We start from the raw sequence: 24,293 nt of genomic DNA, 5'->3' as shown, positions 1-24,293 counted from the left end.
GCTCCGCTCTAGCCCCCAGAAAGAGTTTCTGGCAGCGCCCCCACCCAGGGTGGTTCGGGGGTGTTGCTTGGGGCGCCCCCTCCCCCTTTTTTTTTTTTTTTTTTTTTCCCCCCCCCCCCCCCCCCCCCCCACCGCCGTACGGGCCGATCCCCACGCCGAGACAGGCCGCACCGCTGCCCTACGGGCCGGTCAGTTCGTGCCGACCGCCTTCTCCGGCTCCAGCGAGTTGCCCGCGGGGATGCGACCGCAACTGGTGGGGGCGGCCTTGCCCGCGAACCGGTCGTCGAGCCAGGCCATCGCGCGCGGTGTCCAGTACGGCATGGCGCCGAAGTGGCTGAGCAGGTTGTACTGCTCGTACTTGATGGATGTGTTGCCGGTGGCGCAGTACTGGTTGGCCAGCGCCCGCACATCACCGGCCACCATCACACCGTCGCCGCTGCCGATGCCGGCGGGCTTGTTGAAGGTTCCCTCCAGCCAGCCCGCGTTCCCCTGCCCGATGAAGCCGGGGACGGTCGGGGTGGCGGCCTCGCCGAGGTTGACCTTGTTGACCGCGTCGACGAAGGCGGGAATGGAGTTCGGGTCCTTGTACTCCGGCTTGGCCAGGTCCTTCCAGGTCATCCCCGGGTAGCGCCCCAGCGCGTCGATGATCGAGCCGCGTTCGAGCTCGTCGAAGACCGCGATGCCCTTCGGGTTCAGATAGCGCTTGATGTCGATGTCGTAGGCACGGGATACGCCGATGACCGCCATCGGCATCACGCCGTTCCACACGAGGGTGCCGTCGACGTACTTCAGGTTGTGCGCCGGCGCGACGAGCACGCCCGCTTCGGCGAAGCCGACCAGCTGCTTGTTGACCTCGGGCGCGTACGCGGGAGCCAGGGCCGCCGCCCAGTTGGTGGCGATGGCCCCACCGGAGTAGCCGAGCAGTCCGAACCTGGTCCCGGTGTGCAGACCCGTCCCCGCGGCCCGGGTGCTCGCCCGGATCGAGTCGAGCGTGTTCGTCCCGTACGCGGGACCGGCCGCGAACTCGGCGGTCTGGCCCTCGGTGTCGGGGATGACGAGGTCGTAGCCCTTGAGCAACAGCGGTGCCATGACCAGGGATTCAACGTTGGCGATGATGCCGCCGAGGGTGACTTTGCCCGCGATGGCCCGGGAGGGGCCGTCCTCGGGGTCGAGGGAATCGTAGAACGACTGGTACGAAACGGCCTTGCTGCCGTCGCCGCGGTGACTGCGGACCACCGTGGTCACGTTGACCGAGGGCCGGCCCTGGGCGTCGGTCGAGCGGTAGAGCAGCTGGATGGCCTTGACCGGCGTCGGGATACCGAGGATGTGGTAGTCCAGCGTGCGCTTCTTCAACACGTCGCCCGGCTCGTACGAGGACAGCGGCTCACTGCCGTCGTAACGGTAGAAGGGGTCGGACGCCCTGCTGTCGGTCTGTTGCGCGGCTGCGGCGGGCGCGGCCGCGACCGCCGGCGCCGCGCCGACGGTGAGGGCGGTGACGACGGCGACGGCCAGCAGGCCGGCGGTGCTCCGGTTCATGACTCCCCCGGTATCTGAATCTGAGTGAATGAGGCGGCAAGCCTGGTCGGTGAGGCAACACAGCCTTTACCAAGCGGTAACTTACTGGAGGTAACTTCCCGGCGTACAGATGTGTGCGCGCTCTTCTCGTTCACATCGACGGACACGGGCCGCGCGGCCGCCCGCCGACGCTCCCCTCCCAGCCCCCGCCCGGCGCCACCGGCGCTCTCGGCCCGACGACTGGCGGGCGGCGGGTCACGGGTCACGGGCGAGCATTGACAGGCGACGCCGAGCTTCCGGTGATCGCCTCAACCGCGCCCCTCGTCGAGGCTTACGGGACGAGCCCGGCCAACCAGGCTCTCGCACAGTCGGCCGACGACTGCCGCGCGCGGCCGGACCGCCCGCAGCGCGCCACCCGGAAGCCGCCGAGGACAGCGAAGACGCCGGAGAGGCCGGAGAGGCCAAGCGTGCGACGCAATGACCGAACCCGGCGACACACCCGGGCACGGTGCCGCAGGCCCGGACTCCGTCCGATTGCGCCGGTCGGCGAACCGGAGGGGCGCCGGGCCCCCACACTCCCCGCCTCGTCGCGCGCAGGCCGGGGCGAATCCGCCCGGCACGGCCACGGCGCTCCGCGCCGTCGGCCGAGCTCACCCCCGTGAAGCTCAACCTCGGCCCGGCCCGCGCCGCCAGCGCCCCCTCGACACTTCAGTGGCGACGAAGCGTTGATAACGTACACCAGAGTATCTGTCAGGCGTCAACCAAAGTGTCGCCGGGGCCGACCCTGGGGGCTTCGAGAAACACTGTGGTGGGCAAGGACTCGGCATCATGCCAAGGAGGTCGTTTACGTGGAGGATGACCAGTCGCCCACCTTCGCCCAGCTCCTGGACCACCTCTTCCGTGAGGTGCACCCCCCTTCCCGGGGGCCGTACACCTACGCGGAGGTCGCTGAGGGAATCCGCGAGGCTGCGACCGGAGAGGGCCGCGGCGTGACGGCGAGTGCCATCCAGCAACTACGCACGGGCGCCAAGCGGAACCCGACGCGGCACACCATCAAAGCCCTGGCCGACTTCTTCGGCGTACCGGCGGGCTACTTCGTCGACAGCGCGGCCGCCGAACGCACGAAGGCGGAGATCGGCCTCCTCGCCGCCATGCGTGACCAGGACGTGCGCAAGGTGGCCCTGCGCGCCAACGGCCTGAGCGTCGACAGTCTGAAGATGCTGTCCACCGTGATCGAACAGGCCCGGAAACTCGAAGGGCTCACCACCGACGACAACGCGCAGGACCTGAACCTGGACGACTGAGACGACTGAACCGCGCACCGGGCGGCGATCGCACGGCCACCGCCCCGGGTCGACACCCCCCTGTGGCTCTCATCACCAGGGGGGTATCAGGCGTTTCCCCGGACAAGCCCGGCATCCCGGTCCGCACGGCACCTCGCGGGCTGCACCCCGCACTCGAAGCGGAGTCGCGAACATGTCAGCATTGGGGCGCTCGCACCGGGCTTCCAGGGGGAGATTCGCCCCGGCCGACCACCCCCGACTGGCGTCAGCAGAGTGAGGACATGGACTTTGAGCAGCTTCGCGCCGCGTGCGAGGCACGCGTCGAGGCCCTTCGGCTCCCGCACCGCTTCAGCACCCGCGACCTCCGCGACGCCGTGGCCGAACAACGCGGACGCCCCATCATCCTGCGCCCCCTGAGCACCCTGGGCGCCCTGGACGCCCCGTGCGGCATCCGTCTGGAGACCCCGGACGCCGACCTGTTGTTCTACGAGGAGGCCACCTCACCCCTCCACCAGAACCACATCCTCGCCCACGAGATCAGCCACATCGTCTGCGACCACCCCGGCAGCCTGGAACTGGACCAGGACACCCTGAGCGCGATCGGGTTCGACCCCACCCTCGTTCAGCGCATGTCCGGCCGGACCAGCTACTCCAGCGAGGACGAACGCGAGGCCGAGGTGATGGCCAGCGTGATCCGGCAACTCATGTACCGGGGACGCGAAGGCCCATCGAGCCGGCCCGCCAGCGGCGCCGAGAGCTGGGACGCACTGTTCGCCAAGCCGCACAGGAAGAAGCGCCACCCGAAATGATCAACATCCTGTTCACGGGCACGGCCGTCGTGCTGCTGTGCTTCGCCGCCTACTGGGTGCGAGGACGCGGTGGACACCGCCCTACGGGCACCTGGGCGATGGCGGCGCTCCTGACCTCGTTCGCCCTCGCCTTCGCCTCCTACGCCCCCGCCGTGGAACGCGCGGTGGAATCCGTGGTCCCTCACGTCGCCCGGCTCCTCAGCAACACCTTCACCCTGACGGCGGCCACCTCCGTCCTCGCCTTCCTCTTCCAGCTCAATCTGGACCGCGAACGCGCCCACCGCCAGATCCGACTGCGCGTCATCGCCCTCGCGATCTCCGTCGCCGGCATGACCGCCTTCTTCGTCGCCGAACAACTCACCGGACGAAACCCGGCGTTGTACGCGTGCTACGTGCTGATCTACATCTCCTACCTGGGGTACACGGCCAAGGACTTCCTGCTGCAGACCTGGGCCCAGTCCAAACGCTCGACCCGACGCAGTCAGCGCTGGGGGCTGCGCACGACCTCGGTGGGCTGTGGCTTCGCCCTCGTCTACGCCGCGTACAAGCTCTTCGCCCTGGTCTCCATCGGCCTCGGTCTCGGCCTCGTTCCCGACGGCGCCCGGTGCTCGACGCCGCTGACCCCCTTCCGCTGCGCCTTCAGCGTGACCGCACCCGCCGTCGCCGTGCTCCTCATGACCGTCGGACTCACCCTCCCCGCCCTGCTGTGGCCGCTCAGCCAACTGCGTCGGCGTCGCTGGGAACGGAACTCGTTCACCGCGCTGGAAGCGCTGTGGCAGGAGGTCACCGCAGCGGTCCCCGAGGTCGTGCTCGACCCGGGGAACACCGGGGCCGACGCCCACGACCTCGACTTCCACCTGCACCGCCGCGTCATCGAGATCAACGACTGCGTACTGGCCCTGCGCCGGTACCGTCAAGCATCGGTACGGGACGCCGCGGCCGCCGAGGTCGCCCGCCGGGGCGCGGCCGACACCCCCGAGGGCGAGGCCGAGGTGGAGGCCGCGGTCATCGCCGCGGCAGTCGACGCGAAGCGCGCCGGACTCACCCCCGACGGCGACGAGGCCCCGCCCGCTGCCGGCACCCGCTCACGCAAGGGCGACCTCCCGGCGGAGACCGCGTGGCTGCTGCTCGTGGCGGACGCCTACGCGCGGCGCCCGGCGCCCGCGAACGCGGGAGCGGCCTCGTGACCGCCCCGCGGCAGGACCCCCTGCGCGACCCGCGCTTCTTCGCCGACCCCTACCCCACCTACGACCGGCTGCGTGAAGGCTGCCCGGTGCAGCGCATCCCCAACGGCTCCGGCGGACACCACGCGTACCTGATCACCGGCCACCCCGAGGCCCGCGAGGCGTTCACCGACCCCCGCCTGTCCAAGGACACGGCGCGCTTCTTCGCCGACCGGCCCTCGAACCGCGACCTGCACCCGGCGATCTCCCGCAACATGCTGGCGAGCGACCCACCCGCGCACACCCGCCACCGGCGGGTGGCGACACCCCTGTTCACCACCGGACGCGTCCGGGAACTGCGCCCGTACATCACCCGGGTCGTCGACGACCTCATGACCGCGTGGCGGCCGGGCACGGAGGTCGACTTGGTGGCGGACCTGGCGGTACCCCTGCCCGTCACCGTCGTGTGCGAGCTGCTGGGGGTGCCGGAACCGGACCGCGCCACGCTCGCCGGCTGGTCCCACGACCTCTTCGACGCGACCGACACCGACCGTGTCGACGCCGCCTCACACCGGATCGGCGACTACCTCACCCACCTCGTCGACACGGCCCGCGCCGCCCCCGGCGAGGGCCCGCTCCACTCCCTCCTGCGCGACTGCGACGCGGGCGGCCTCGACCGGGACGAGACCGTCTCCCTGGCCGCCCTCCTCATGGTCGCCGGGCACGAGACCACCACCCATTTCATCGGCAACGCCGTCCTGGCCCTGCTCCGGCACCCGGAGGCGTTCGACCGCCTGCGCCGGGACCCGGACCTGATCCCCGGCGCCCTGGACGAACTGCTCCGCTTCGACTCCCCGGTGAGCGTGGCCACCTTCCGTCACAGCACGGAGGACCTGCGCGTCGGCGGGGTCGACATCCCGGCGGGTTTCCCGGTCCTCATCGCCCCCGGGGCCGCGAACCGCGACCCGGCGGAGTTCCCCGACCCGCAGCGTCTGGACCTCGACCGCGACGCCGGCGGCCACCTCTCCTTCGGCCACGGCATCCACCGCTGCCCGGGCGCCCCACTGGCCCGGGCCGAGGCGGAAATCGCCCTCCGCACCCTGGTGACCCGATTCCCGAACACACGCCCGGCCATCCCCGCGGAAGCCCTGACCTGGCGCCGGACCCGCCTCACCCGGGGCCTGACCGCCCTCCCTCTCGCCCTCGCCTGAACCTCAGCGGCGGCTTGCGGCACAGGGCCGACGAGCGGGACGCCACGGCGGTGCTTCGTCAGCCGCGCTGGTCCTGGGTACTCGGTCCCGGGAACAGCGCGGGTCAGGTCCTCCGCCGATGGAGGCCGAGTCAGTGACGTGTGACATTGCCTTGCTCGGCAGTGTGCGCCGCGTCGCCCTGGGCATGAGGAGACCTCAGCCGCCCATACCCCCGCGCTACGCCTCAGCCGGTCGCTCGCCCTTGGCCCACAGGGAGCGGACATGGCCCAGGTGCCGGGCCATGCACGCCTCCGCGCCCTCGGCGTCGCCGGTGAGCATGACGTCGAGGAGTTCCAGGTGCTCCTCGGCCGACGGGATCAGTTCCCCTCGTTCGTCGAGTGCCGTGAGGCCGTACAGGCGGGTCCGCTTGCGCAGGTCGCTCACGGTCTCGACGAGCCGCTGGTTGCCCGCGAGGCCGAGAAGTGCGAGGTGGAAGCGCCGGTCGGCCTCCAGGTAGCCGATGAGGTCGTGGTCGCGGGCGGCGCGCACGATCTCCTGGGCGAGCGGCCGCAATGCCTCCAACTCGTCGCGGGTTGCGGTGCGCGTGACACGGCCGGTGACCGGGATCTCGATGAGGGCACGGATCTCGGTGAACTGGTCGAGGTCTCGATCGTCGACCTCGGTGACGCGGAACCCCTTGTTGCGGACGGGCTCGACCAGGCCCTCACGAGCCAGGTCGAGCATCGCCTCGCGGACGGGGGTGGCGGAGATGCCGAAGTCCTCGGCGAGGGTCGGCGCCGAGTACACCGCTCCGGGCCTGAGCTCGCCCGAGATCAGGGCGGCGCGCAGGGCGTGGGCGACCTGGTCGCGCAGCCGCTCCCGGGAGGCGTTGAGGTCGCGGCGGGTCAGGTGCCCCATGGCGGTGGTGATCCTTCCGTATGGTCCGGACCGCCACAGTACAATGTCACGTTGCTCAGGCAGGTGACAGGGTGTATGTCCGGCTGGAGGTGTAGAACTCCAGGGCCGCCCGGCCTTGTTCGCGCGGGCCGTGGCTGGACGCCTTGGTTCCTCCGAAGGGCAGATGGAAGTCGACGCCCGTGGTGGGGGCGTTGATCCGGATCATCCCAGTGTCGAGCCCGTCGAGAGCGCCCAGCGCCGTGCTCAGGTCGGCGGTGTGTACCGAGGTGACCAGGCCGTACGGTGCGGAGTTGGCGATTCCCACCGCGTGGGCGAGGTCGTCGGCCGGCAGCAGGGCCGCCAGGGGGCCGAAGACCTCCTCGCGCAGCAGCCGGTGCCCCGGGGAGACCTTCTCGACCAGGGTGGGTGCCGCGTACCAGCCGGGGCCGGGCGGCACGGTGCCGCCGGCGAGTACGGACAGTCCCCGCCACGCCCCGGCGGCCTGGTCGCGGGCCTGCTCACCGATCAGCGGACCGCAGACGGTCGCCGGGTCGGACGGGTCGCCGACGGGCAGGGCCCGCAGCGCCTCGGCGAGCGCCTCCCGCAGGGGCGTGAGGGCGGCGCCGACGGCGATCACCCGGCCGGTGGCAGTGCATTTCTGCCCCGCGTAGCCGGCGATGGCAGCGGCGATGTGGCCCGCCGCCTGCTCGATGTCGGCGTCCGGCAGGACGATCGCCGCGTTCAGGCCGCCCATCTCGGCCTGGACGGGGACGCCCCGGGCCGTCGCGGTTCGGGCGACGGCCTGCCCGACGGGGGTGGAACCGGTGAAGGAGACCACGTCCGCGGCGGAGACCAGCGCGCTGCCCTCGGTCGCCCCGCCGGGCAGGACGGTGAACACCCCTGCGGGAACGGACCGGTGGACGATCTCGGCGAGGCGCTGGGCGCAGGCGGTGGCCTCGGGGGCGGGCTTGAGGACGACGGCGTTCCCGGCCGCGAGCGCGGGGGCCGCCTTCCAGCTCGGGATGGCGAAGGGGAAGTTCCAGGGCGTGATGAGCCCGGCCACGCCGTGCGGGCGGCGGCGCGTCAGAAGGAGCCCGCTGCCGGCCCCGGGCTCGTGCACGGCGCCGACGGCCTCGTAGGGGGCCTGGGCGTAGTAGCGCCAGATCGCGGCGGCGCGCGTGATCTCGGCTCGGGCCTCGGTGAGCGGCTTGCCGACTTCGCGGACGGCGAGCGCGGCCAGTTCACCGGCCGCCTCGTCGAGGGCGGCGGCGATAGCGCCCAGGGCGGCCGAGCGGGCGGCGGCCCCGGCGTGCAGCCAGCCCGGCTGGGCGGCACGGGCCCCCTCGACGGCGTCGGCTGCCGCGAAGGCGCCGGGTGCCAGCATCCGCAGGAGTACGTCGGACGGGTCGGCGGGGTTGCTGGAGGTGAGGGTGGAAGAGGCGGTGGTCACAGGAGGAAGCCTCCGGGGAAGGGGTCGTCCGGGTCGAGGAAGTACTGGGCGGTGCCGGTGATCCAGGCGCGGCCGGTGACGGTCGGGACGACGGCGGGCAGGCCGCCGACTTCGGTCTCGGCGGTGAGCCGTCCGGTGAAGCGGGTGCCGATGAAGGACTCGTTGACGAAGTCGGTGCCGAGCGGCAGCTCGCCCCGGGCATGGAGCTGGGCCATGCGGGCCGAGGTGCCGGTGCCGCACGGGGAGCGGTCGAACCAGCCGGGGTGGATGGCCATGGCGTGCCGGGAGTGGCGTGCGTCGGAGCCGGGGGCGGCGAGGTAGACATGCTTGACCCCGGCGATCTCCGGCTTCTCCGGGTGGACAGGCCGCCCGGGTGAGGCGTTGATCGCCTCCATGATCGCCAGTCCGGCCGCGAGGAGGTCGTCCTTGCGGCCGCGGTCGAACGGCAGGCCGAGATCGTCGAGGTGGACGAAGGCGTAGAAGTTGCCGCCGAAGGCGAGGTCGTAGGTGACCGTGCCGGTTCCGGGGACGGTCACCTTGCGGTCCAGGGCGACGGAGAAGGACGGGACGTTGGTGAGCGTGACGGACTTCGCCGCGCCGTCCTCCACCTGTACGTCGACGGCGACCAGCCCGGCCGGGGTGTCGAGCCGCACGGTGGTGACCGGTTCGGTCACCGGCACCATGCCGGTCTCCACGAGAACGGTGGCCACGCCGATCGTGCCGTGGCCGCACATCGGGAGCAGGCCGGAGACCTCGATGTAGAGCACGCCGTAGTCGGCGTCGGGCCGGGTGGGCGGCTGGAGGATCGCGCCGCTCATCGCGGCGTGCCCGCGCGGCTCGTACATCAGGAGCGTACGGAGGTGGTCCAGGTGCTCCGTGAAGTGCAGTCGGCGCTCGGCCATGGTGGCACCGGGGATCACCCCGACACCCCCGGTGATCACACGGGTGGGCATGCCCTCCGTGTGCGAGTCGACGGCGTGGAAGACATGACGGGTACGCACGGACTTCCTTTCGGGCGTTGGGCGGACAGGTCGGAGGGCCGGACCCCGGCCGGCCGTGGAGGCCGCGGCGGGTCCGTGGGTCGGGCGCGTCAGCGGCCGTCAGCGGTGGCCGTCGGCGACGGCCTTCTCGGAGGCGGTCCGCACTCCGGCCTGCGTGGCGCCGGTGAGCGGGAGCCGGGGCGGGCGCGTGGGGCCCCCTCGGCGGCCCGCGATGTCCATGGAGAGCTTGATCGACTGCACGAACTCGGTCTTCGAGTCCCAGCGCAGCAGCGAGTGCAGGGACTTGTAGAGCGGCAGCGCGGTGGCGAGATCACCCGCGACCGCGGCATGGTAGAGCTCGGCGCAGCTCGCGGGAAAGGCGTTGGGGTAGCCGGCGATCCAGCCGACCGCGCCCCCCAGGGCCAGCTCCAGCAGGACGTCGTCGGCACCGATCAGGAGGTCGAGTTCGGGGGCGAGTTCTGCGATCTCGTAGGCCCTGCGGACGTCGCCGCTGAACTCCTTCACGGCCACGATGCTGCCCTCGGTGTGCAGCCGGGCCAGCAGACCGGGGGTGAGGTCGACCTTGGTGTCGATGGGGTTGTTGTACGCGACGACCGGGAGGCCGGCCCCGGCGACCTCCGCGTAGTGCGCGCTCACCGCCTGCTCGTCGGCGCGGTAGGCGTTCGGCGGCAGGAGCAGGACCGAGCCGCAGCCGGCCTCGGCGGCCTGTTCGGCCCAGCGCCGGGACTCGGCGCTGCCGTAGGCGGCGACGCCCGGCATGACCCGCGCACCGTCGCCCGCCGCCTCGACGGCGGTACGGGCCACCTGGGCCCGCTCCGCGTCGGTGAGGGTCTGGTACTCGCCGAGCGAGCCGTTGGGGACGACACCGTCGCAGCCGTTGGCGATCAGCCAGGCCACGTGCTCGGCATAGGCGTCGTAGTCGACGGACAAGTCCTCGCGGAAGGGGAGGGTGGTGGCGACCATGATGCCGCGCCAGGGGCGGGCGCTGTTCCAGCCGGTGGTGGTCATGTCAGGACCTTTCTGTAGCGTGTGACATTTTATTCAGTCGCACGAGGGAACGCGGCGGCCCTCGCCGGGCTGTCGGTCCAAAGAGCTTCGGGTCTACGGGCTTCCGGTCTACGGGCATCCGGTTTACGGGCCTTCGGTTGACGGGCTTTCGGTTGACGGGGCTTCGCTCTGCGCGGCCCCCTGTGCCGTGGTCTCGTCAAGCGCGGCGAGCGTCGCCAGCGGAACCGGCACGGCGAACGGGCGGCGCTCGGCGGGTGGTTCGCCCTGGCCGTCGCGGGCTGCCAGGCAGGCGACGGCCGTCCCGCACATCCGCCCCTGACACCAGCCCATGCCCGCCCGGGTGAGCAGCTTGACCGTCCGTGCGTCCCGCGCCCCGAGGTCGGCGACCGCCTCGCGGACCCGCCCCGCGGTGACCTCCTCGCAACGGCAGACCTCCGTGGAGTCGTCGAGCCATGCGGTCCAGCCGGGGCCGGGAGCGTGAGCGGCGGCCATGACGTCGGCGAAGGCGCGTATGCGGTCCCGGCGGCGCCGGAGCCCCGCGGTCCGCCCCGCACCGGCACCCCGCCCTCCGCCCAGTCGCGCGGCCACCGCTCGCCCGGCCAGCTCCCCTTCGATGCGGGCGAGTTCGGCTCCGCCCACGCCTCCGGTCTCCCCCGCCGCCCACAGGCCGCGGACGGAGGTCTCCTGGAGGTCGTCCAGAGCGAGGCCCAGCGTGCGGTCCGGCAGAACGCGGGTGGCGCAGCCGAGCGAGGTGGCCAGCTCGATGTGGGGAACGAGCCCGTGCCCGACGGCGAGCGCGTCGCAGTCGATCCGGCGGCCCGTCCCCCGCACGGGCCGCCAGTCCTGGTCGAGGCGCGTGACGGTGACGGCCTCGACCCGGTCGGTGCCGTGCACCTCGGTGACGGCGCTGCGCGGCCGTACGCGTACCCGGTGGCGGAGCAGGGCGGCGCTGTGGACCAGGGCCTCGGCGGCCTTCCGCGGGTTGGTCAGGAGTACCCGGGGATGGCGGGCGTACCGCGCGTATCCGGACGCCTCCACCACGGCCGGCACCCGCGCGCCGGCCGCTGCCAGCGACGAGGCGACGGCGAGCAGGAGAGGACCGCTGCCCGCCACCACGACGCGTCGGCCGGGGAGCACGAGGCCGGACTTGAGCATGGCCTGGGCGCCTCCGGCGCCCACGACGCCGGGCAGCGTCCAGCCGGGGAAGGGCAGCTGACGCTCGTACGCGCCGGTGGCGAGCAACAGCGCCCGGGCTCGTATCCGGACGGGTCGTTCCGCGGTGCCGTCGGCGCCGGTGACGACGTGCACGGACCAGGAACCGTCGGCCTCCCGCACGACGGACCACACGTGATGGCCTGCGAGGTGGGCGATGTCGCTCGCCGCCAGGCGGCCCCGCAGGTCGGAGAAGGCGGACCAGTCGTGGTGCAGTGCCTCGGGCCGCACCGCGCCCAGGGCGGGTGCGGGATGCCGGTAGAACTGACCGCCGGGCTGGGGAGAGGAGTCCAGCAAGGCGACGGAGAGGCCGAGCTCACAGGCGGTGACGGCCCCGGCGAGTCCGGCGGAACCCGCTCCGATGACCGCGAGGTCGTAGGAGCCGGTCGGTTCAGGCGCCGAGTCGGTCATGGCCGTGCCCTTCCTGTGTCGTGATCACATCGCCGGGCTGCGCGGGGACCAGGCAGGCCCGGCGGCCCGGCACGCCGTTGACCGTGGCGAGGCAGTCGTAGCACTGCCCGATGCCGCAGAACGCGCCGCGCGGCCGACCGCCGCCGCGGGTGGTGCGCCAGGCCAGGACACCGGCGCCCCACAGGGCGGCGGCGACGGTCTGACCGGGCAGGACGACGACGGGGCGTCCGTCGAAGGTGATCTCGAACGGCGGATCGGGCTGTGCCCCGACCAGGTCGGCTGGGGTGCGGGCCACGGGGCCTCCTCTCGGGTCGTACGTGCGACTGGTGATGCGGGACGGACTCACGGCGCCGGCGGATCGAATCGCTCCGGTCTGAACGGCCTTATGTCGACGGGCGGTTCCCCGCCCGCCAGGCAGGCCGCGATGATCAGGCCGGTCGCCGGCGCCAGTCCGATCCCCGCCCCTTCGTGCCCGCAGGCGTGCAGGAGTCCGGGGACCCGCGGGTCGGGCCCGATCGCCGGCAGATGATCCGGAAGGTACGGCCGGAAACCCGCGTAGGTCCGCATCGCCCGTACGGTGGCCAGGACCGGGAAGAGCGCGGTGGCCCCGGCGGCGAGGCGACGCACGGCCTCGGTCGAGAGCGTCCGGTCGAAGCCGACCCGCTCCCGGCTCGCTCCGATCAGGACCGGACCCGCCGGGGTGCCCTCGACCACCGGGGAGGTCTGCAGCGCCGCCGATCCGCTGGCCACGTCCGCGACATAGTCGGCCGCGTACACCTTGTGGCGCACCACACGCGGCAGCGGCTCGGTGACCAGGACGAAGCCCCGCCGGGGCAGCACGGGCAGCTCCACCCCCGCGATCCGCGCCAGTCGGCCGCCCCAGGTCCCGGCGGCGTTCACGACGTACGGCGCGTGGATCTCCCCGGCCGTCGTACGCACCCCGCGCACCTCCCCGGCAGAGCCGGTGAGCAGGCCGACGACCTCTTCGCCGAGCCGGACGCGTACCCGCTCCCCGGCCGCGCGCAGCAGGTGGGCGGCGGCGAGCGCGGGCATGACCTGGGCGTCCTGGGGATAGAGGAAACCACCGGGCAGGCCGCGGGCCAGGCAGGGCTCCAGTTCACCGACGCGGTCCGCCGACACCTCCTGGGCGGTGACGCCCGCCTTCTCCTGTCCGGCCGCGAAGTCGCGCAGGGCGCGCATCCCGGCCTCGCCGGAGGCGACGACGAGGCCGCCCTTGAGCTCGTACTCGATCCCCTCGGGCAGGAGGCCTGCCAGTTCGCGCCACAGTCCGGTGGACAGGAGGGCGAGTTCGAGCTCGGGGCCCGGCCCCTTGTCGGAGACCAGGAGATTGCCCTCACCCGCACCAGTCGTACCGCCCGCGACGGAGCCGCGGTCGACGACGGTGACGGCGAGGCCGGCTCGGGCGGCGTAGAAGGCGCAGGCCGCGCCGATCACACCGGCGCCGATGACGATGACATCCGAGCTGTTTCTCGTGAGCACGGCAGTAACATTTCACATTGCACCGCGCCTGCCAAGACCCTCGGCGGCTATCGAACCGGGAGCATCCCGGCCCCGAAGACCCCTCGGACACGGATGGGTAACGGCACCCCCGACACCTTGTCAGTGCAATTTCACATTACTATGTTACAGGTCATATTCCAGCCGCACTGTGGCTTCCGACGGCTCGCGGAGTGACCTCCTGATGGACAGAAACGCACGCAACACCGCCCTCGCCACCGCCCTGGTGACGGCCCTCGCTCTCGGCATGACCGCCTGCGCGGGCGGCGACGAGGCAGGTGGCCGCGCAGGCGGGAAGCCGGTGACCGTCAACAACGGCACGACGGTCGGCGGGACCCCGCAGCGGGGCGGCACCCTGACCGTCCTGTCCAACCAGGACTTCACCCACCTCGACCCGGCCCGCAACTGGGTCATGGGCGACATGGACTTCGGCACCCGGCTGCTCTACCGCACCCTTGTCACGTACAAGGCCGAACCGGGGCCCGAGGGCGGCGAGCTGATACCCGACCTGGCCGAGGACCTCGGCACCTCCTCCAACGGGGCGAAGACCTGGACCTTCCGCCTGAAGAAGGGCCTCAAGTACGAGGACGGCACCCCCGTCACCGCCCAGGACGTCAAGTACAACGTCGAGCGCTCCTTCTCCCCCGACCTGCCCGGCGGCCCCGACTACGCGGCCCGCTACCTCGCCGGGGCCGAGGGCTACCAGGGCCCGGCCCAGGGCAAGCACCTCGACTCCGTCAAGACCCCCGACGACCGCACGATCGTCTTCGAACTGCGCAAGCCCTTCGCCGAGTTCCCCTACGCCACGGTCCTGCCCACCTTCGCCCCGGTCCCCAAGGCCCGGGACAAGGGGCCGCAGTACGACAACCGCCCGTTCTCCTCGGGCCCGTACAAGATCGAGTCGTACGCCCGGGACAAGCAGCTCGTCCTCGTGCGCAACACCCACTGGGCCCCGGCTACGGACCAGGTCCGCAAGGCGTACCCGGACCGGATCGTCGTGACCATGGGCCTGAAGGGCAACCAGATCGATGACCGGCTCATCGCGAGTTCCGGGGCGGACGCCTCGGCCGTGTCCTGGGGGAAGCTGCGCCCCGAGTCCACCCCGAAGGTGCTCACCCGGCCCGAGGTGAAGGCGCGGCTGCTCGCCGAGTCGACCAACTGCACCGAGATGGTGCAGATGCACACCGGCCGGGCACCCTTCGACCACCTCAAGGTCCGCCAGGCCGTGCAGTACGCCCTCGACCGTGAGGCCGTCCTGACCGCCTCCGGCGGCCCGGCGCTCAACGACCCGGCCAGCGCCCTCATGCCCGGCTCCCTCTTCGACGGCGGCAAGCAGCCCGACACCCTCAAGGTCCCGCCCGCCGGGGACGTCGCCAAGGCCAAGCAGCTCCTGAAGGAGGCGGGCAAGCCCGACGGCTTCTCCACCAGCATCACCGTGTCCAACGGCGACAAGGGGGTCGCCGAGGCGATCCAGCAGTCGCTGGGCCGCGCCGGGATCAAGGTGACCATCGAGACGGTCGACCCCTCCGCCTTCTACGACACGATCGGCGACACCAAGAACCGCACCGACCTCGTCTACACCGGCTGGTGCCCCGACTACCCGTCCGGCTCCACCTTCCTGCCGTTCGTCTTCGACGGCCGCTACATCAAGGAGAAGGGCAACTCCGGCAACCACTCCCTCTTCCGTGACGAGCCCACCATGAAGCGCATGGACGAGATCGCCGCCATGGCGGACGCCGAGCTGGCCAACACAGCCTGGCAGGAGCTGGACGGGCAGATCCTCGGCAAGGCCCCGACCGCGCCCGCCGTGGTCGAGCGCATGCCCCTGCTGCTCGGCACCAACATCGCCGGCGCCTACGGCCACACCTCCTTCGGCGGGCAGATCGACTACGCGACGGTCGGCCTCAAGAACCCTTCCGCGAGCGGGAACTGAGGGCCACCCCGTCATGCCCACCCTCTCCCCGCCCCGGCGCGCGGGCAGCGGCCCCTGGCAACTCGCCCGTGCGGAACTGCGCCGCCGCCCCGCCGTGAAGTTCTCCCTCGCCGTGATCACCCTCTTCGTGGTCATGGCCGTGGCCGCCCCGCTGCTCAGTGCGCTGGGCGGCTGGGGCCCCCACGAGTTCGACAAGACGGCCGTCGACCCCTACCTCGGCGGCCTCCCCATCGGCCCGCTCGGCGGGGTCAGCTCCGAGCACTGGCTCGGCGTCGAACCCGTCACCGGCCGCGACCTGTTCGCCCGGGTGGTGCACGGCGCCCAGGTGTCCCTGCTCATCGCCTTCGCCGCCACCGCGATCGTCGTGGTCGCCGGCGTGGCGGCCGGGATCGCGGCCGGCTACTTCGGCGGCCGCACCGACACCGTGCTCTCCCGCCTGATGGACCTGACCATGTCCTTCCCGTCCCTCATCTTCATGATCGCCATGATGTCGGTGGCCCGGGACGTCAACCGGATCGTGCTCATGACCCTGGTCATCGGCCTGTTCGGCTGGCCCGGCATCGCCCGCGTCGTCCGTGGCCAGACCCTGTCGCTCAAGCACCGCGAGTACGTCGACGCGGCCCGCGTCGGCGGATCGGGCGCCTGGCGCATCCTCACCCGGGACATCCTCCCGGGCGTCGCCGGGCCGGTCATCGCCTACACGACCCTGATCATCCCGGGGATGATCAGCACCGAGGCCGCCCTCAGCTACCTCGGCGTCGGCGTCCGTCCCCCCACACCGTCGTGGGGACAGATGATCGCCGAGAGCGTCGCCTACTACGACACGGACCCCATGTACTTCATCGTCCCGAGCCTCTGCCTCTTCCTCACCGTGCTCGCCTTCACCCTGCTCGGAGACGCGCTGCGCGACATCCTCGACCCGAGAGGAAGCCGCAAGTGATCCTCTATCTCGGCCGTCGGCTGCTCGGCGTCGTCGGCGTCCTCGTCGCCATCGCCGCGGTCACCTTCACCATCTTCTACGTCCTGCCCTCCGACCCGGCCGCCGCGGCCTGCGGCAAGTCGTGCAGCACGGAGCGCCTGGAGGCGATCCGGACCCACATGGGCCTGGACCAGCCGCTGTGGCGGCAATTCGCCGACTTCGCCACCGGTATCTTCACCGGCCGCACCATGGGCAGCGGCCAGTACGCCCTGCACTGCGACTTCCCCTGCCTCGGCTACTCGTACGAGAACAGCCAGGGCGTGTGGGACCTCCTCGTCGACCGGCTCCCGGTCTCCGCCTCGCTCGCGCTCGGCGCCGCCGCGATCTGGCTGCTCCTCGGACTCTCCGCGGGCGTCGCGGCGGCGCTGCGCAAGGACACCCTGACCGACCGCGCCCTCATGGTCGGGGCGGTCGCCGCCGCCTCCCTGCCCGTCTACTTCACCTCGGTCCTGCTGATCTACGGCCTGATCCGGGTGGCCGGGCTGCTGCCCTATCCGCAGTACACGCCCTTCGGCTCCGACCCGCTCGGCTGGGCGTCGAACCTGCTGCTGCCCTGGCTGGCGCTGGCGATCCTGTACGCGGCCATGTACGCGCGGCAGAGCCGCAGTTCGATGATCGAGACGATGGCGGAGCCGTACATCCGCACCGCCCGCGCCAAGGGCCTCCCACGCCGCACCGTGGTCGTCAAGCACGGTCTGCGGGCCGGGATGACGCCGATCCTCACCATCTTCGGCATGGACCTCGGCGGCCTGCTCGCGGGCGCCGTCATCACCGAGTCCATCTTCGGACTACCGGGCATCGGGCGGCTCTTCTACGGAGCGCTGTCCACCGGCGACCAGCCGGTCATCCTGGGCGTCACCCTGCTCGCCGCCACCTTCATCGTCGTCGCCAACCTGGCCGTCGACCTCCTGTACGCCGTCGTCGACCCGCGAGTGAGGTACTGATGACCGACACCCCACCGCTGCTCTCGGTGCGGGACCTCACCGTCACCTTCCCGACTCCGCGCGGCCCCGTCCGGGCCGTGGACGCCCTCTCCTTCGACGTCCGGCCCGGCCGGACCCTCGGCATCGTCGGCGAGTCCGGCTCCGGCAAGTCCGTCACCTCGCTCGCCGTGCTCGGTCTGCACACCGGCGCCGAGGTCACCGGTTCCATCACCCTGGCGGGCCGGGAACTCGTCGGCCTGCCCGAGCGCGAGCTGAACCGGCTACGGGGCCGGAAGATGGCGATGATCTTCCAGGACCCGCTCTCCAGCCTGCACCCGTACTACACCGTCGGGGAGCAGATCGCCGAACACCACCGGGTGCACTTCGGCAGCGGCCGCAAGGCCGCACGGGAACGGGCCGTCGAGGCACTCGCCGAAGTCGGCATCCCCGAGCCGCGGCGCCGGGCCCGCGAGTACCCGCACCAGTTCTCCGGCGGCATGCGCCAGCGCGTGATGATCGCGATGGCGCTCGCCTGCGAACCGGAACTCCTCATTGCCGACGAGCCGACCACGGCCCTCGACGTCACCGTCCAGGCCCAGATCCTGGAACTGATCGCCCAGATCCAGGAGGAGCGCGGGCTCGCCGTCGTGATGATCACGCACGATCTCGGGGTCATCGCCCGGGTGGCCCACGACGTCCTGGTGATGTACGGCGGCAGGGCCGCCGAACATGCCCCGGTGGACGCCCTGTTCGCCACACCGTCCCACCCGTACACCCGAGGACTGCTCGACTCCCTGCCGCGCCTCGACGACCGCGACGACGCCCCGCTGCGGGCGATCCCCGGCAGCCCGCCGTCCCTGCTCGCCCCCGCGCCCGGGTGCGCGTTCGCCCCTCGCTGTCCACGGGCCGCGGAGGCACCGGACGACGAGCGCTCCCACTGCCGTACCGAGCGCCCCGCGCTCGGCGGACCTGCCGGGCACCCGGTCGCCTGCCACTTCCCCGCGTACGAAGGTGTCGCCCCATGAAGCCCACGAAGGCGGAACCCCTCCTCTCCGTACAGGAGCTGACGACCACCTACCCCGGGCGGCGGCGCGCCGCCCCGATCCGGGCCGTCGACGGCGTCAGCTTCGACATCGCGGCCGGCGAGACGCTGGGCCTGGTGGGCGAGTCGGGCTGCGGCAAGTCCACCACCGGGCGCACGATCGTCCGCCTCCTGGAGCCGTCCTCCGGGTCCGTCCGCTACGACGGCCGTGACATCGGACATCTGTCGCAGCGCGAGCTGAAGCCGCTGCGAAAGGACCTCCAGATGGTCTTCCAGGACCCGCACTCCTCCCTCAACCCGCGGCAGACGGTGTCTCGCATCATCTCCGACCCCCTGCTCGTGCAGGGGAGTTCGGCGGCCGACGCACGCAAGCGGGCCGTGGAACTGATGGAACTGGTAGGCCTCATCCCGGAACACATCGACCGCTACCCGCACGAGTTCTCCGGCGGCCAGGCCCAGCGCATCGGCATCGCCCGCGCCCTGGCCACCAGCCCCCGGCTCGTCGTCGCCGACGAACCGGTCTCCGCCCTCGACGTCTCCGTCCAGGCCCAGATCGTCAACCTGATGGAGCGCCTCCAGCGCGAACTCGGCCTCGCCTACCTCTTCATCGCCCACGACCTCTCCGTCGTGAAGCGGGTCTGCGACCGGGTCGCCGTGATGTACCTGGGCCGGATCGTCGAGATCGGGGACAAGGAACGGGTGTACGCGGCCCCCGCGCACCCCTACACGCGGGCCCTGCTCTCCGCCGTGCCCCTGCCCGACCCGGTCGCCGAGCGGACCCGGGAACGCATCACCCTGCTCGGCGACCCGCCGAGCCCGGCCGCTCCCCCGCCCGGCTGCACCTTCCACCCGCGCTGCCCGAAGGCGCAGCCGGTCTGCCGTACCGAAGCCCCACTGCTGCGGACCGACGCCCCGGGCGAGACCCACCGGGTCGCCTGCCACTTCCCCGAGGGCTCCTGACGGCGGAGGGCGGCATACGGTGTGCCCGGGAACGATGGGTTGAGCTTGCTCCGCTTTCACGGACGCCATTGGTGTGGTGGTCAGGCTGCGAGTGCGGTCTCGTATTCGGCGGGCTGCGGTAGCCGAGGCTGCTGTGCAGCCGCTGCAAGTTGTACCAGCTCTCGATCCACTCGAAGATCGCGGTGCGGGCGAGGATCGCGGTGCGGGCGAGAGCCCTGCTGGGCCAGGGTTTCCTGCCAAGCAGTTCCCGTTTGATCGTCGCGAAGAAGGACCCGGCGAGGGCGTTGTCCCCGCACTGTCCGGTGCGACCGACCGATAGCCGGACGTCGAACTCGGCTGCCAGGGAAGTGAATTGCTGGCTGGCGCACTGGCACCCGCGGTCCGAGTGGGAGAACACCGGACGGGTGCGGCGCCGTCGGCAGGCGGCCTTGAGGGCGTCGGCGACCAGATCGGTCCGCAGATGATCGGCGTTGCCCGGCCGACGACACGGCGGGAGGCGATGTCGATGACGGTGGCCAGGTAGAGCCGGCCCTGATCGGTCGGGATGTACGTGATGTCGCCGCACCAGCGGATGTCGAGTGCGGCCGCGTCGGGTGCGAAGTCGCGCCCGATGAGGTCGGGCCTGACGGCGGCCCGCGGGTCGGGGATGGTGGTCACGTGTCGCCGCCTGCGGTGCCGGCCTTGAAGTCCGGCATCCCGCATGAGCCTGGCGACGCGGCGCCGTCCGCACAGGCGCGCTTGACGCTGTGACCTGCGTGCTTCTCCGCCTCGATGAACGGGTGCACCGCCACCGGGTCTCCTTCGCGAAGAAGGCCGTGGCCCGCTTGAGGATGTCGACGTCCTCGCGTAGGCGGCGGTTCTCCCGCCGCAGTGCGGCCAGCTCCTCGCGTTCGCTGCTGGTCAGCCCGTCCCGCTCGCCCGCGTCGACCTCGGCCTGCTTGACCCAGTCCCGCACCGCGGTCTCGGCCAGGTCGAAGTCCTTGGCTATCTGACCGACCGAGCGGTCACCGCGCCGGCACAGCTCTACGATCTCGGCCTTGAACTCCGACGTGAACGAACGGCGAGGACGAGGCTTCTTCTTCCCCATGCTCTCCACGATGGACATCCTTCCGGGGACGAACCCCTGATCTCGAATGTCCGTCAAAGCGGATCAAGCCCAACGCCGAGAGGGCCTGACCTGCCCAACAGGTCGCCTGATACCCCATCAGAACGAACGTCAAACGAGCGTCACGATGCCTCGGAGGGCGTCATTTCAGCGTCAAGATATCGCCCGTAGCGCCCACACTGCACATAATGCGCACAGACAAAACCGCAGGTCAGGAGCCCTTCGCGACCGGTTCAAGGATCGCCACGCACTCCACATGATGCGCCCCAAGGAACAGATCGAGCCAAAACAGGTGAAGGAGAGTCACAGATCAGGGACTTGTGAACCGGGCTTCATGGCGTGAGTGGTGTGCTCCATGGGCGCTGCGTACGGAAGCGCGACGCTGGCTCGCAGCGGCCCTCCCCGCCTCGCCGGACACGGCAGCCTGCAGACACCGCCGGACCGGCCTATCCGCCCCAGCGGGCGCCCTGGCCCAACTCCGCCTACACGCCTCGCTCTGGCCGCTACTGTCCCCCAGTCACCATGTCCGTGTGGGGGACTTCTCAACGTACCCACCCGCCTGGCGTCCTACGTAGCGGCCGACCAAGCTGTCCAGGTATCGGGGGCCGAACCCGAAATCGGCTACTTCGGGGACTAGAGCCCGCATGAGCTGGTTGGAGATGCGCAGGGTCTCGGACGGCACATCCAAAAAGGTCCGGTTCGCGGATCTGCCCATCTCCGACTCAAGGGCCGTGACGATCTGGTCGACAGGAAAGGCCATCCCGGAAGCCACATTGACGGTACGGTCGCGCACACCCAGAGCGAGCAACCGGTCGAGCACCGTGGCGAAATGATGCACGCCCATCAAGTCTCGGCGGGCCCCGCGGTGCACCACGACCGTGCCCGAGTGGATCTGGCGGAGAAGGGAGGGGAACAACTGCGCCGGGTTCTGGCGCGGGCCGACAACGTGGCTGAGCCTGAGCGTCAGCCAGTGCGCCCCGGAGTTGGCCACGAGCCGCTCCATGGCCAACTTGTGCCGCCCGTACGGGGAGACAGGGGCCACCCGGGAGTCTTCACGGCCCTCACCCTCCCTTCCGTAGAGCCCAGTGGCCGCAGAGGAGAGGAACACCAGCAGCCGACCACCCTCTCTGCACCGCAGTGCGGTCTCGGACACCATCGCGGCCTCGCGGCGGAACCGCTCTGGTGATGTCTCCGATGTGTCCGAGACACCGGCGGCCAGGATGGTCGCCGACGCGTCTGGGGGGAGGTGCTGACGGAGGTACTCCGCGAGGAAGCCCCGGCCGATGACTTCCCTCGTCATGCCGCCGCCGGGAGCCGTCGCACTACGGCGCCGGCCGCTGCCCCCGCTCCGCCAAGGCTCCGGATCTCGTCGCGCATCGCGCGCACCCGGCGGCGTACGCCGTCGTGGGCGTGCACGGCGAGCGCCGACCTGCGCAGGAGGTCGGCCGTGACCGATCGGAGGGGGATGGCCGTGCCGAGCCCGAGCTCCCGCACCCGCCTGGCGGTGTCGGCCTGCTCCCGGAGCCGCGGAACGACCAAGGACGGCACGCCGTGGTGCAGGCTCTCCATCATCGTGGCCATTCCCCCGTGGTGGATGACCAGCGAGGCGTGCGCCATGACGGCCCGCAGCGGAACCCAGCGGTGCGCTTCCACGTTCGGGGGCAGAGTGGAGAGCGCGGCGGGGTCGGTGCGGTCGCCGATCGCCATCACCAGGTGCCAGTCGAGACCGGCGAACGCCTCCGCCGCGGTGGCGAAGAACTCCGGGTGGCCGTGGTCGAGGGAGCCCAGGGTGACCAGTGCGACCGGGGCACCGCCTGATGGCGGTGCCCACCGCGAGGAGTCCGGTGCGGGCGGGAGGGCCGGCCCAGCGAAGGTGTACGACTCGCCAAAGCCGTCACCGTCCGGCTGGAAGGAGCGCGGGACCAGGACGAGCCCTCCCGAGAGGGCCGCGTCCAGGTGTGCGCTCACCTCGGTCCGGATGCCCTCTTCGGCCAGGAACGAGGCGAGCCCGGACAGGAACTCCCCGGCAACGGGGTTGGCGCCGGGCGCATCCGGTGCGGCGAGGGACCAGTGCCGACGGGCGGCGAGGTACGTCCACACCTGCATCGACGGGATGCCCCACTTCGCGGCAAGCACGCTCCCGGCGCCCGCCGGATCCTCGGTGAGGACGAGATCTGGGCGGTCGCCGCCGAAGTGCGCCTCCAGAAGGGGCAGTACCGCTCGGGCGTCGGCGAGGTAGAGGAGCGGCAACCGCCGGACGTCGGTCGGCCAATGGGCCGGGTCCGCGGGCAGGGACGACCGGAAGACCACGGCCGTGGCCCCCGCCGCCTCCACGAGCGGTGCGAACCGCTCCGTGGTGGCGTAGCTGACCCGAACGCCCCGGCTCACCAGCTCGGAGACCGTGCCCAGCAGCGGGCTGATGTGGCTGTGGGCAGCGGCGGTGACGATCGCCACGTGGCGGCCATCACCCTGCCGGTGTCCTGCCGCGCGTTTGTCAGGCGACATCGCCACCACGCATCGCCCCGGAGTCCTCTCGCGGCCGCTCGTGCCCGGCGGCACGCCGTGCGCGCAGTTCTTCGAGGCTCCGCAGGAGGTTGGGTAGCGTTTCGGGCTGGTTCCCGTCGTTGCGGCCCGTCGTCATGCTGAGCCCTATGACCGGCGGCTGAAGCACGACGTTCTCGCGGTCCGCCAGGCGGGCCCGGTGATCCCGCATCGCGGCGCTCTCCCAGCCCCCGGGCGGCAGCGCCGCGGCGAGCGCGATGGGGGCCTGCGTGCACTGGAGAGCCATGGTCGCGGGGGTGTCCGCGAGGCCTTGTGCCAGTCGCGCGATGAAATGCATTCCGGCCGGATAAACGGCGATCGCGTCCGGCCAGCTGGCCAGCTCCACGTGGAGTTTGCGTGATTGTGGCTCCTCGGACCAGGAATCCTCGAACACGAGGCGATTCGTGAGGACGGAAAGCCCTTCACGTGTCACGAACCGCTGCGCGGACCGGGTGAGAACAATGCGCATTTCCACATCCGGGTAACTTACCTGGAACCAGTTGACCCAGAGAGGAAGGAACGCGACATTGGATGATCCGGTTCCGATCAGGAGAAGTCGCTTCATCCCGACAGGGGGAACCTTCATCGAAGGCATTCCCCAATTCTCTTCATTTGGCATGTCGCACTCCGACCTCGTTGCACCTCCCGGGAGGCCGAAGCCTCCCGGGAGACGTCCATCAGACCGATACTCAGCAACCGCACCAGGAGCAGCAGCAAGCACACAGGACAGCCTGGGCTTCCTTGTCGTCGGCCTCGACGAGGAGGTCGTCCTCGGTCAGCGCGTCCAGCTCGAGAAGGTCATCGGCGAGCAGCTCGGCGACGGGCATGGGGTGCCTCCTTGAATAGTGAATTAATTCTGCCGGATCCGAAGAACCAGCAGGACTGCCGTGGAACCGGACAGCCGACGCCATCGTGTCCGAGGCACGCCCTCGAATTCTTCAGCCCCCTAACTGGTTTCCCAGCCACCCTGCCGGTATGAGTCGACCACCTCACCTCACACCCGGGTTCGAGACGGGGCCTCAACCATCGCCCCCTCCCTGCACTTGCGCCCACTTTCACGTACCGAACAGGCCGGGTCATTTGCTACGGTGCGCTTCCGATCAAATTTCTGCCCGTCCGGAAAAGCGGTGGTTCGATGTCCCATATCGCCTTCTTCAATATTCCTGGCACCGGCCACGTCAATCCGACGGCGGGGATCGTCGCGGAACTCGTGGCTCGGGGGGGGGGGGGGGGGGGGGGGGGGGGGGGGGGGGAGGGGGGAGAGGGGGGGGGGGGGGGGGGGGGGGGGGGGGGGGGATCGGCGTCCCTTTGTCGAAGGTGGGGGGGAGAGGGGGAAGGAGGGGTCGGGAAGCG

At 71.3% G+C, this 24,293-nt stretch carries 22 protein-coding genes and 2 pseudogenes; 9 read left to right on the top strand and 15 right to left on the bottom strand.

What is annotated here, in order from left to right; all coding sequences use genetic code 11:
• Window positions 1-189: 189 nt before the first annotated feature.
• Window positions 190-1,536, bottom strand: a complete 1,347-nt coding sequence (locus tag ACZ5WC_RS11900; RefSeq protein ID WP_468540662.1) for a lipase family protein — start codon at window positions 1,534-1,536, stop codon at window positions 190-192.
• An 827-nt stretch (window positions 1,537-2,363) separates the two neighbouring features.
• On the opposite strand from ACZ5WC_RS11900, the gene ACZ5WC_RS11895 reads away from it, so the two are divergent.
• From ACZ5WC_RS11895 to ACZ5WC_RS11880, 4 genes are all read left to right on the top strand, one after another.
• A complete protein-coding gene (locus tag ACZ5WC_RS11895) occupies window positions 2,364-2,819 on the top strand; it encodes a helix-turn-helix domain-containing protein (RefSeq protein ID WP_468540661.1) in 456 nt (151 codons plus the stop codon).
• Window positions 2,820-3,079: 260 nt separating this feature from the next.
• Window positions 3,080-3,607, top strand: a complete 528-nt coding sequence (locus ACZ5WC_RS11890) for a regulator component (protein ID WP_468540660.1) — start codon at window positions 3,080-3,082, stop codon at window positions 3,605-3,607.
• Window positions 3,604-4,794 carry an MAB_1171c family putative transporter gene (locus tag ACZ5WC_RS11885; RefSeq protein ID WP_468540659.1) on the top strand — a complete coding sequence of 397 codons (1,191 nt, stop codon included), beginning with the start codon at window positions 3,604-3,606 and terminating at the stop codon, window positions 4,792-4,794. The genes ACZ5WC_RS11890 and ACZ5WC_RS11885 overlap by 4 nt, the downstream gene beginning before the upstream one ends.
• Complete coding sequence (locus ACZ5WC_RS11880) at window positions 4,791-5,981, top strand: cytochrome P450 family protein (protein WP_468540658.1); 1,191 nt, start codon at window positions 4,791-4,793, stop codon at window positions 5,979-5,981. The genes ACZ5WC_RS11885 and ACZ5WC_RS11880 overlap by 4 nt, the downstream gene beginning before the upstream one ends.
• A gap of 216 nt (window positions 5,982-6,197) precedes the next feature.
• Here the strand turns inward: ACZ5WC_RS11880 and ACZ5WC_RS11875 are convergent, their stop codons facing one another.
• The 7 genes from ACZ5WC_RS11875 to ACZ5WC_RS11845 form a co-directional block, all read right to left on the bottom strand.
• Window positions 6,198-6,878 (bottom strand): GntR family transcriptional regulator, encoded by a 681-nt coding sequence (locus ACZ5WC_RS11875; protein WP_468540657.1) that lies wholly within the window; start codon window positions 6,876-6,878, stop codon window positions 6,198-6,200.
• Between the two features lie 55 nt (window positions 6,879-6,933).
• The gene (locus tag ACZ5WC_RS11870) at window positions 6,934-8,307 is read right to left on the bottom strand and encodes an aldehyde dehydrogenase family protein (RefSeq protein WP_468540656.1); all 1,374 of its coding nucleotides are present in this window, start codon (window positions 8,305-8,307) and stop codon (window positions 6,934-6,936) included.
• Window positions 8,304-9,308, bottom strand: a complete 1,005-nt coding sequence (locus tag ACZ5WC_RS11865; protein WP_468540655.1) for a proline racemase family protein — start codon at window positions 9,306-9,308, stop codon at window positions 8,304-8,306. The genes ACZ5WC_RS11870 and ACZ5WC_RS11865 overlap by 4 nt, the downstream gene beginning before the upstream one ends.
• A 99-nt stretch (window positions 9,309-9,407) precedes the next feature.
• Window positions 9,408-10,316 (bottom strand): dihydrodipicolinate synthase family protein, encoded by a 909-nt coding sequence (locus ACZ5WC_RS11860; protein WP_468540654.1) that lies wholly within the window; start codon window positions 10,314-10,316, stop codon window positions 9,408-9,410.
• 123 nt (window positions 10,317-10,439) lie between these two features.
• Window positions 10,440-11,939, bottom strand: coding sequence for an FAD-dependent oxidoreductase (locus ACZ5WC_RS11855; protein ID WP_468540653.1), 1,500 nt, complete (start codon window positions 11,937-11,939; stop codon window positions 10,440-10,442).
• A complete protein-coding gene (locus tag ACZ5WC_RS11850) occupies window positions 11,920-12,234 on the bottom strand; it encodes a (2Fe-2S)-binding protein (protein WP_468540652.1) in 315 nt (104 codons plus the stop codon). Before ACZ5WC_RS11850 ends, ACZ5WC_RS11855 begins: the two co-directional genes overlap by 20 nt.
• Window positions 12,235-12,281: 47 nt before the next feature.
• Entirely contained in the window at window positions 12,282-13,439 is a 1,158-nt protein-coding gene (locus tag ACZ5WC_RS11845) for an NAD(P)/FAD-dependent oxidoreductase (RefSeq protein WP_468540651.1), read from the bottom strand.
• A 202-nt stretch (window positions 13,440-13,641) separates the two neighbouring features.
• Here ACZ5WC_RS11845 and ACZ5WC_RS11840 point away from each other — a divergent pair, with 202 nt between their 5' ends.
• The 5 genes from ACZ5WC_RS11840 to ACZ5WC_RS11820 are packed head-to-tail and all read left to right on the top strand — an operon-like array spanning window position 13,642 to window position 19,294.
• Window positions 13,642-15,390: an ABC transporter substrate-binding protein gene (locus ACZ5WC_RS11840; RefSeq protein WP_468540650.1), complete on the top strand. Its 1,749-nt coding sequence runs from the start codon at window positions 13,642-13,644 to the stop codon at window positions 15,388-15,390.
• Between the two features lie 13 nt (window positions 15,391-15,403).
• Complete coding sequence (locus ACZ5WC_RS11835; RefSeq protein WP_468540649.1) at window positions 15,404-16,330, top strand: ABC transporter permease; 927 nt, start codon at window positions 15,404-15,406, stop codon at window positions 16,328-16,330.
• Window positions 16,327-17,313 (top strand): ABC transporter permease, encoded by a 987-nt coding sequence (locus ACZ5WC_RS11830; protein WP_468540648.1) that lies wholly within the window; start codon window positions 16,327-16,329, stop codon window positions 17,311-17,313. The genes ACZ5WC_RS11835 and ACZ5WC_RS11830 overlap by 4 nt, the downstream gene beginning before the upstream one ends.
• A complete protein-coding gene (locus ACZ5WC_RS11825; protein ID WP_468540647.1) occupies window positions 17,313-18,317 on the top strand; it encodes an ABC transporter ATP-binding protein in 1,005 nt (334 codons plus the stop codon). The genes ACZ5WC_RS11830 and ACZ5WC_RS11825 overlap by 1 nt, the downstream gene beginning before the upstream one ends.
• Window positions 18,314-19,294: an ABC transporter ATP-binding protein gene (locus ACZ5WC_RS11820; RefSeq protein ID WP_468540646.1), complete on the top strand. Its 981-nt coding sequence runs from the start codon at window positions 18,314-18,316 to the stop codon at window positions 19,292-19,294. The genes ACZ5WC_RS11825 and ACZ5WC_RS11820 overlap by 4 nt, the downstream gene beginning before the upstream one ends.
• A 169-nt stretch (window positions 19,295-19,463) precedes the next feature.
• Here ACZ5WC_RS11820 and ACZ5WC_RS11815 read toward each other — a convergent pair.
• The 7 genes and pseudogenes from ACZ5WC_RS11815 to ACZ5WC_RS11785 all read right to left on the bottom strand — a co-directional run.
• Window positions 19,464-19,562, bottom strand: a pseudogene (locus tag ACZ5WC_RS11815) (hypothetical protein); the annotation flags it as partial.
• A gap of 385 nt (window positions 19,563-19,947) precedes the next feature.
• Window positions 19,948-20,085, bottom strand: coding sequence for a hypothetical protein (locus tag ACZ5WC_RS11810; RefSeq protein ID WP_468540987.1), 138 nt, complete (start codon window positions 20,083-20,085; stop codon window positions 19,948-19,950).
• A 110-nt stretch (window positions 20,086-20,195) separates the two neighbouring features.
• A pseudogene (locus ACZ5WC_RS11805) lies at window positions 20,196-20,315 on the bottom strand (transposase); the annotation flags it as partial.
• A 601-nt stretch (window positions 20,316-20,916) separates the two neighbouring features.
• A complete protein-coding gene (locus tag ACZ5WC_RS11800; RefSeq protein ID WP_468540645.1) occupies window positions 20,917-21,699 on the bottom strand; it encodes an NAD-dependent epimerase/dehydratase family protein in 783 nt (260 codons plus the stop codon).
• Window positions 21,696-22,853 (bottom strand): macrolide family glycosyltransferase, encoded by a 1,158-nt coding sequence (locus ACZ5WC_RS11795; protein ID WP_468540644.1) that lies wholly within the window; start codon window positions 22,851-22,853, stop codon window positions 21,696-21,698. Before ACZ5WC_RS11795 ends, ACZ5WC_RS11800 begins: the two co-directional genes overlap by 4 nt.
• A gap of 40 nt (window positions 22,854-22,893) precedes the next feature.
• Window positions 22,894-23,535 carry a flavoprotein gene (locus ACZ5WC_RS11790; protein ID WP_468540643.1) on the bottom strand — a complete coding sequence of 214 codons (642 nt, stop codon included), beginning with the start codon at window positions 23,533-23,535 and terminating at the stop codon, window positions 22,894-22,896.
• Between the two features lie 94 nt (window positions 23,536-23,629).
• Window positions 23,630-23,767, bottom strand: coding sequence for a hypothetical protein (locus ACZ5WC_RS11785; protein WP_179500251.1), 138 nt, complete (start codon window positions 23,765-23,767; stop codon window positions 23,630-23,632).
• Between the last annotated feature and the right edge of the window lie 526 nt (window positions 23,768-24,293).

This window comes from Streptomyces sp. NPDC033165 (assembly GCF_055577965.1).
This window is presented reverse-complemented; position numbering and strand designations above follow the sequence as displayed.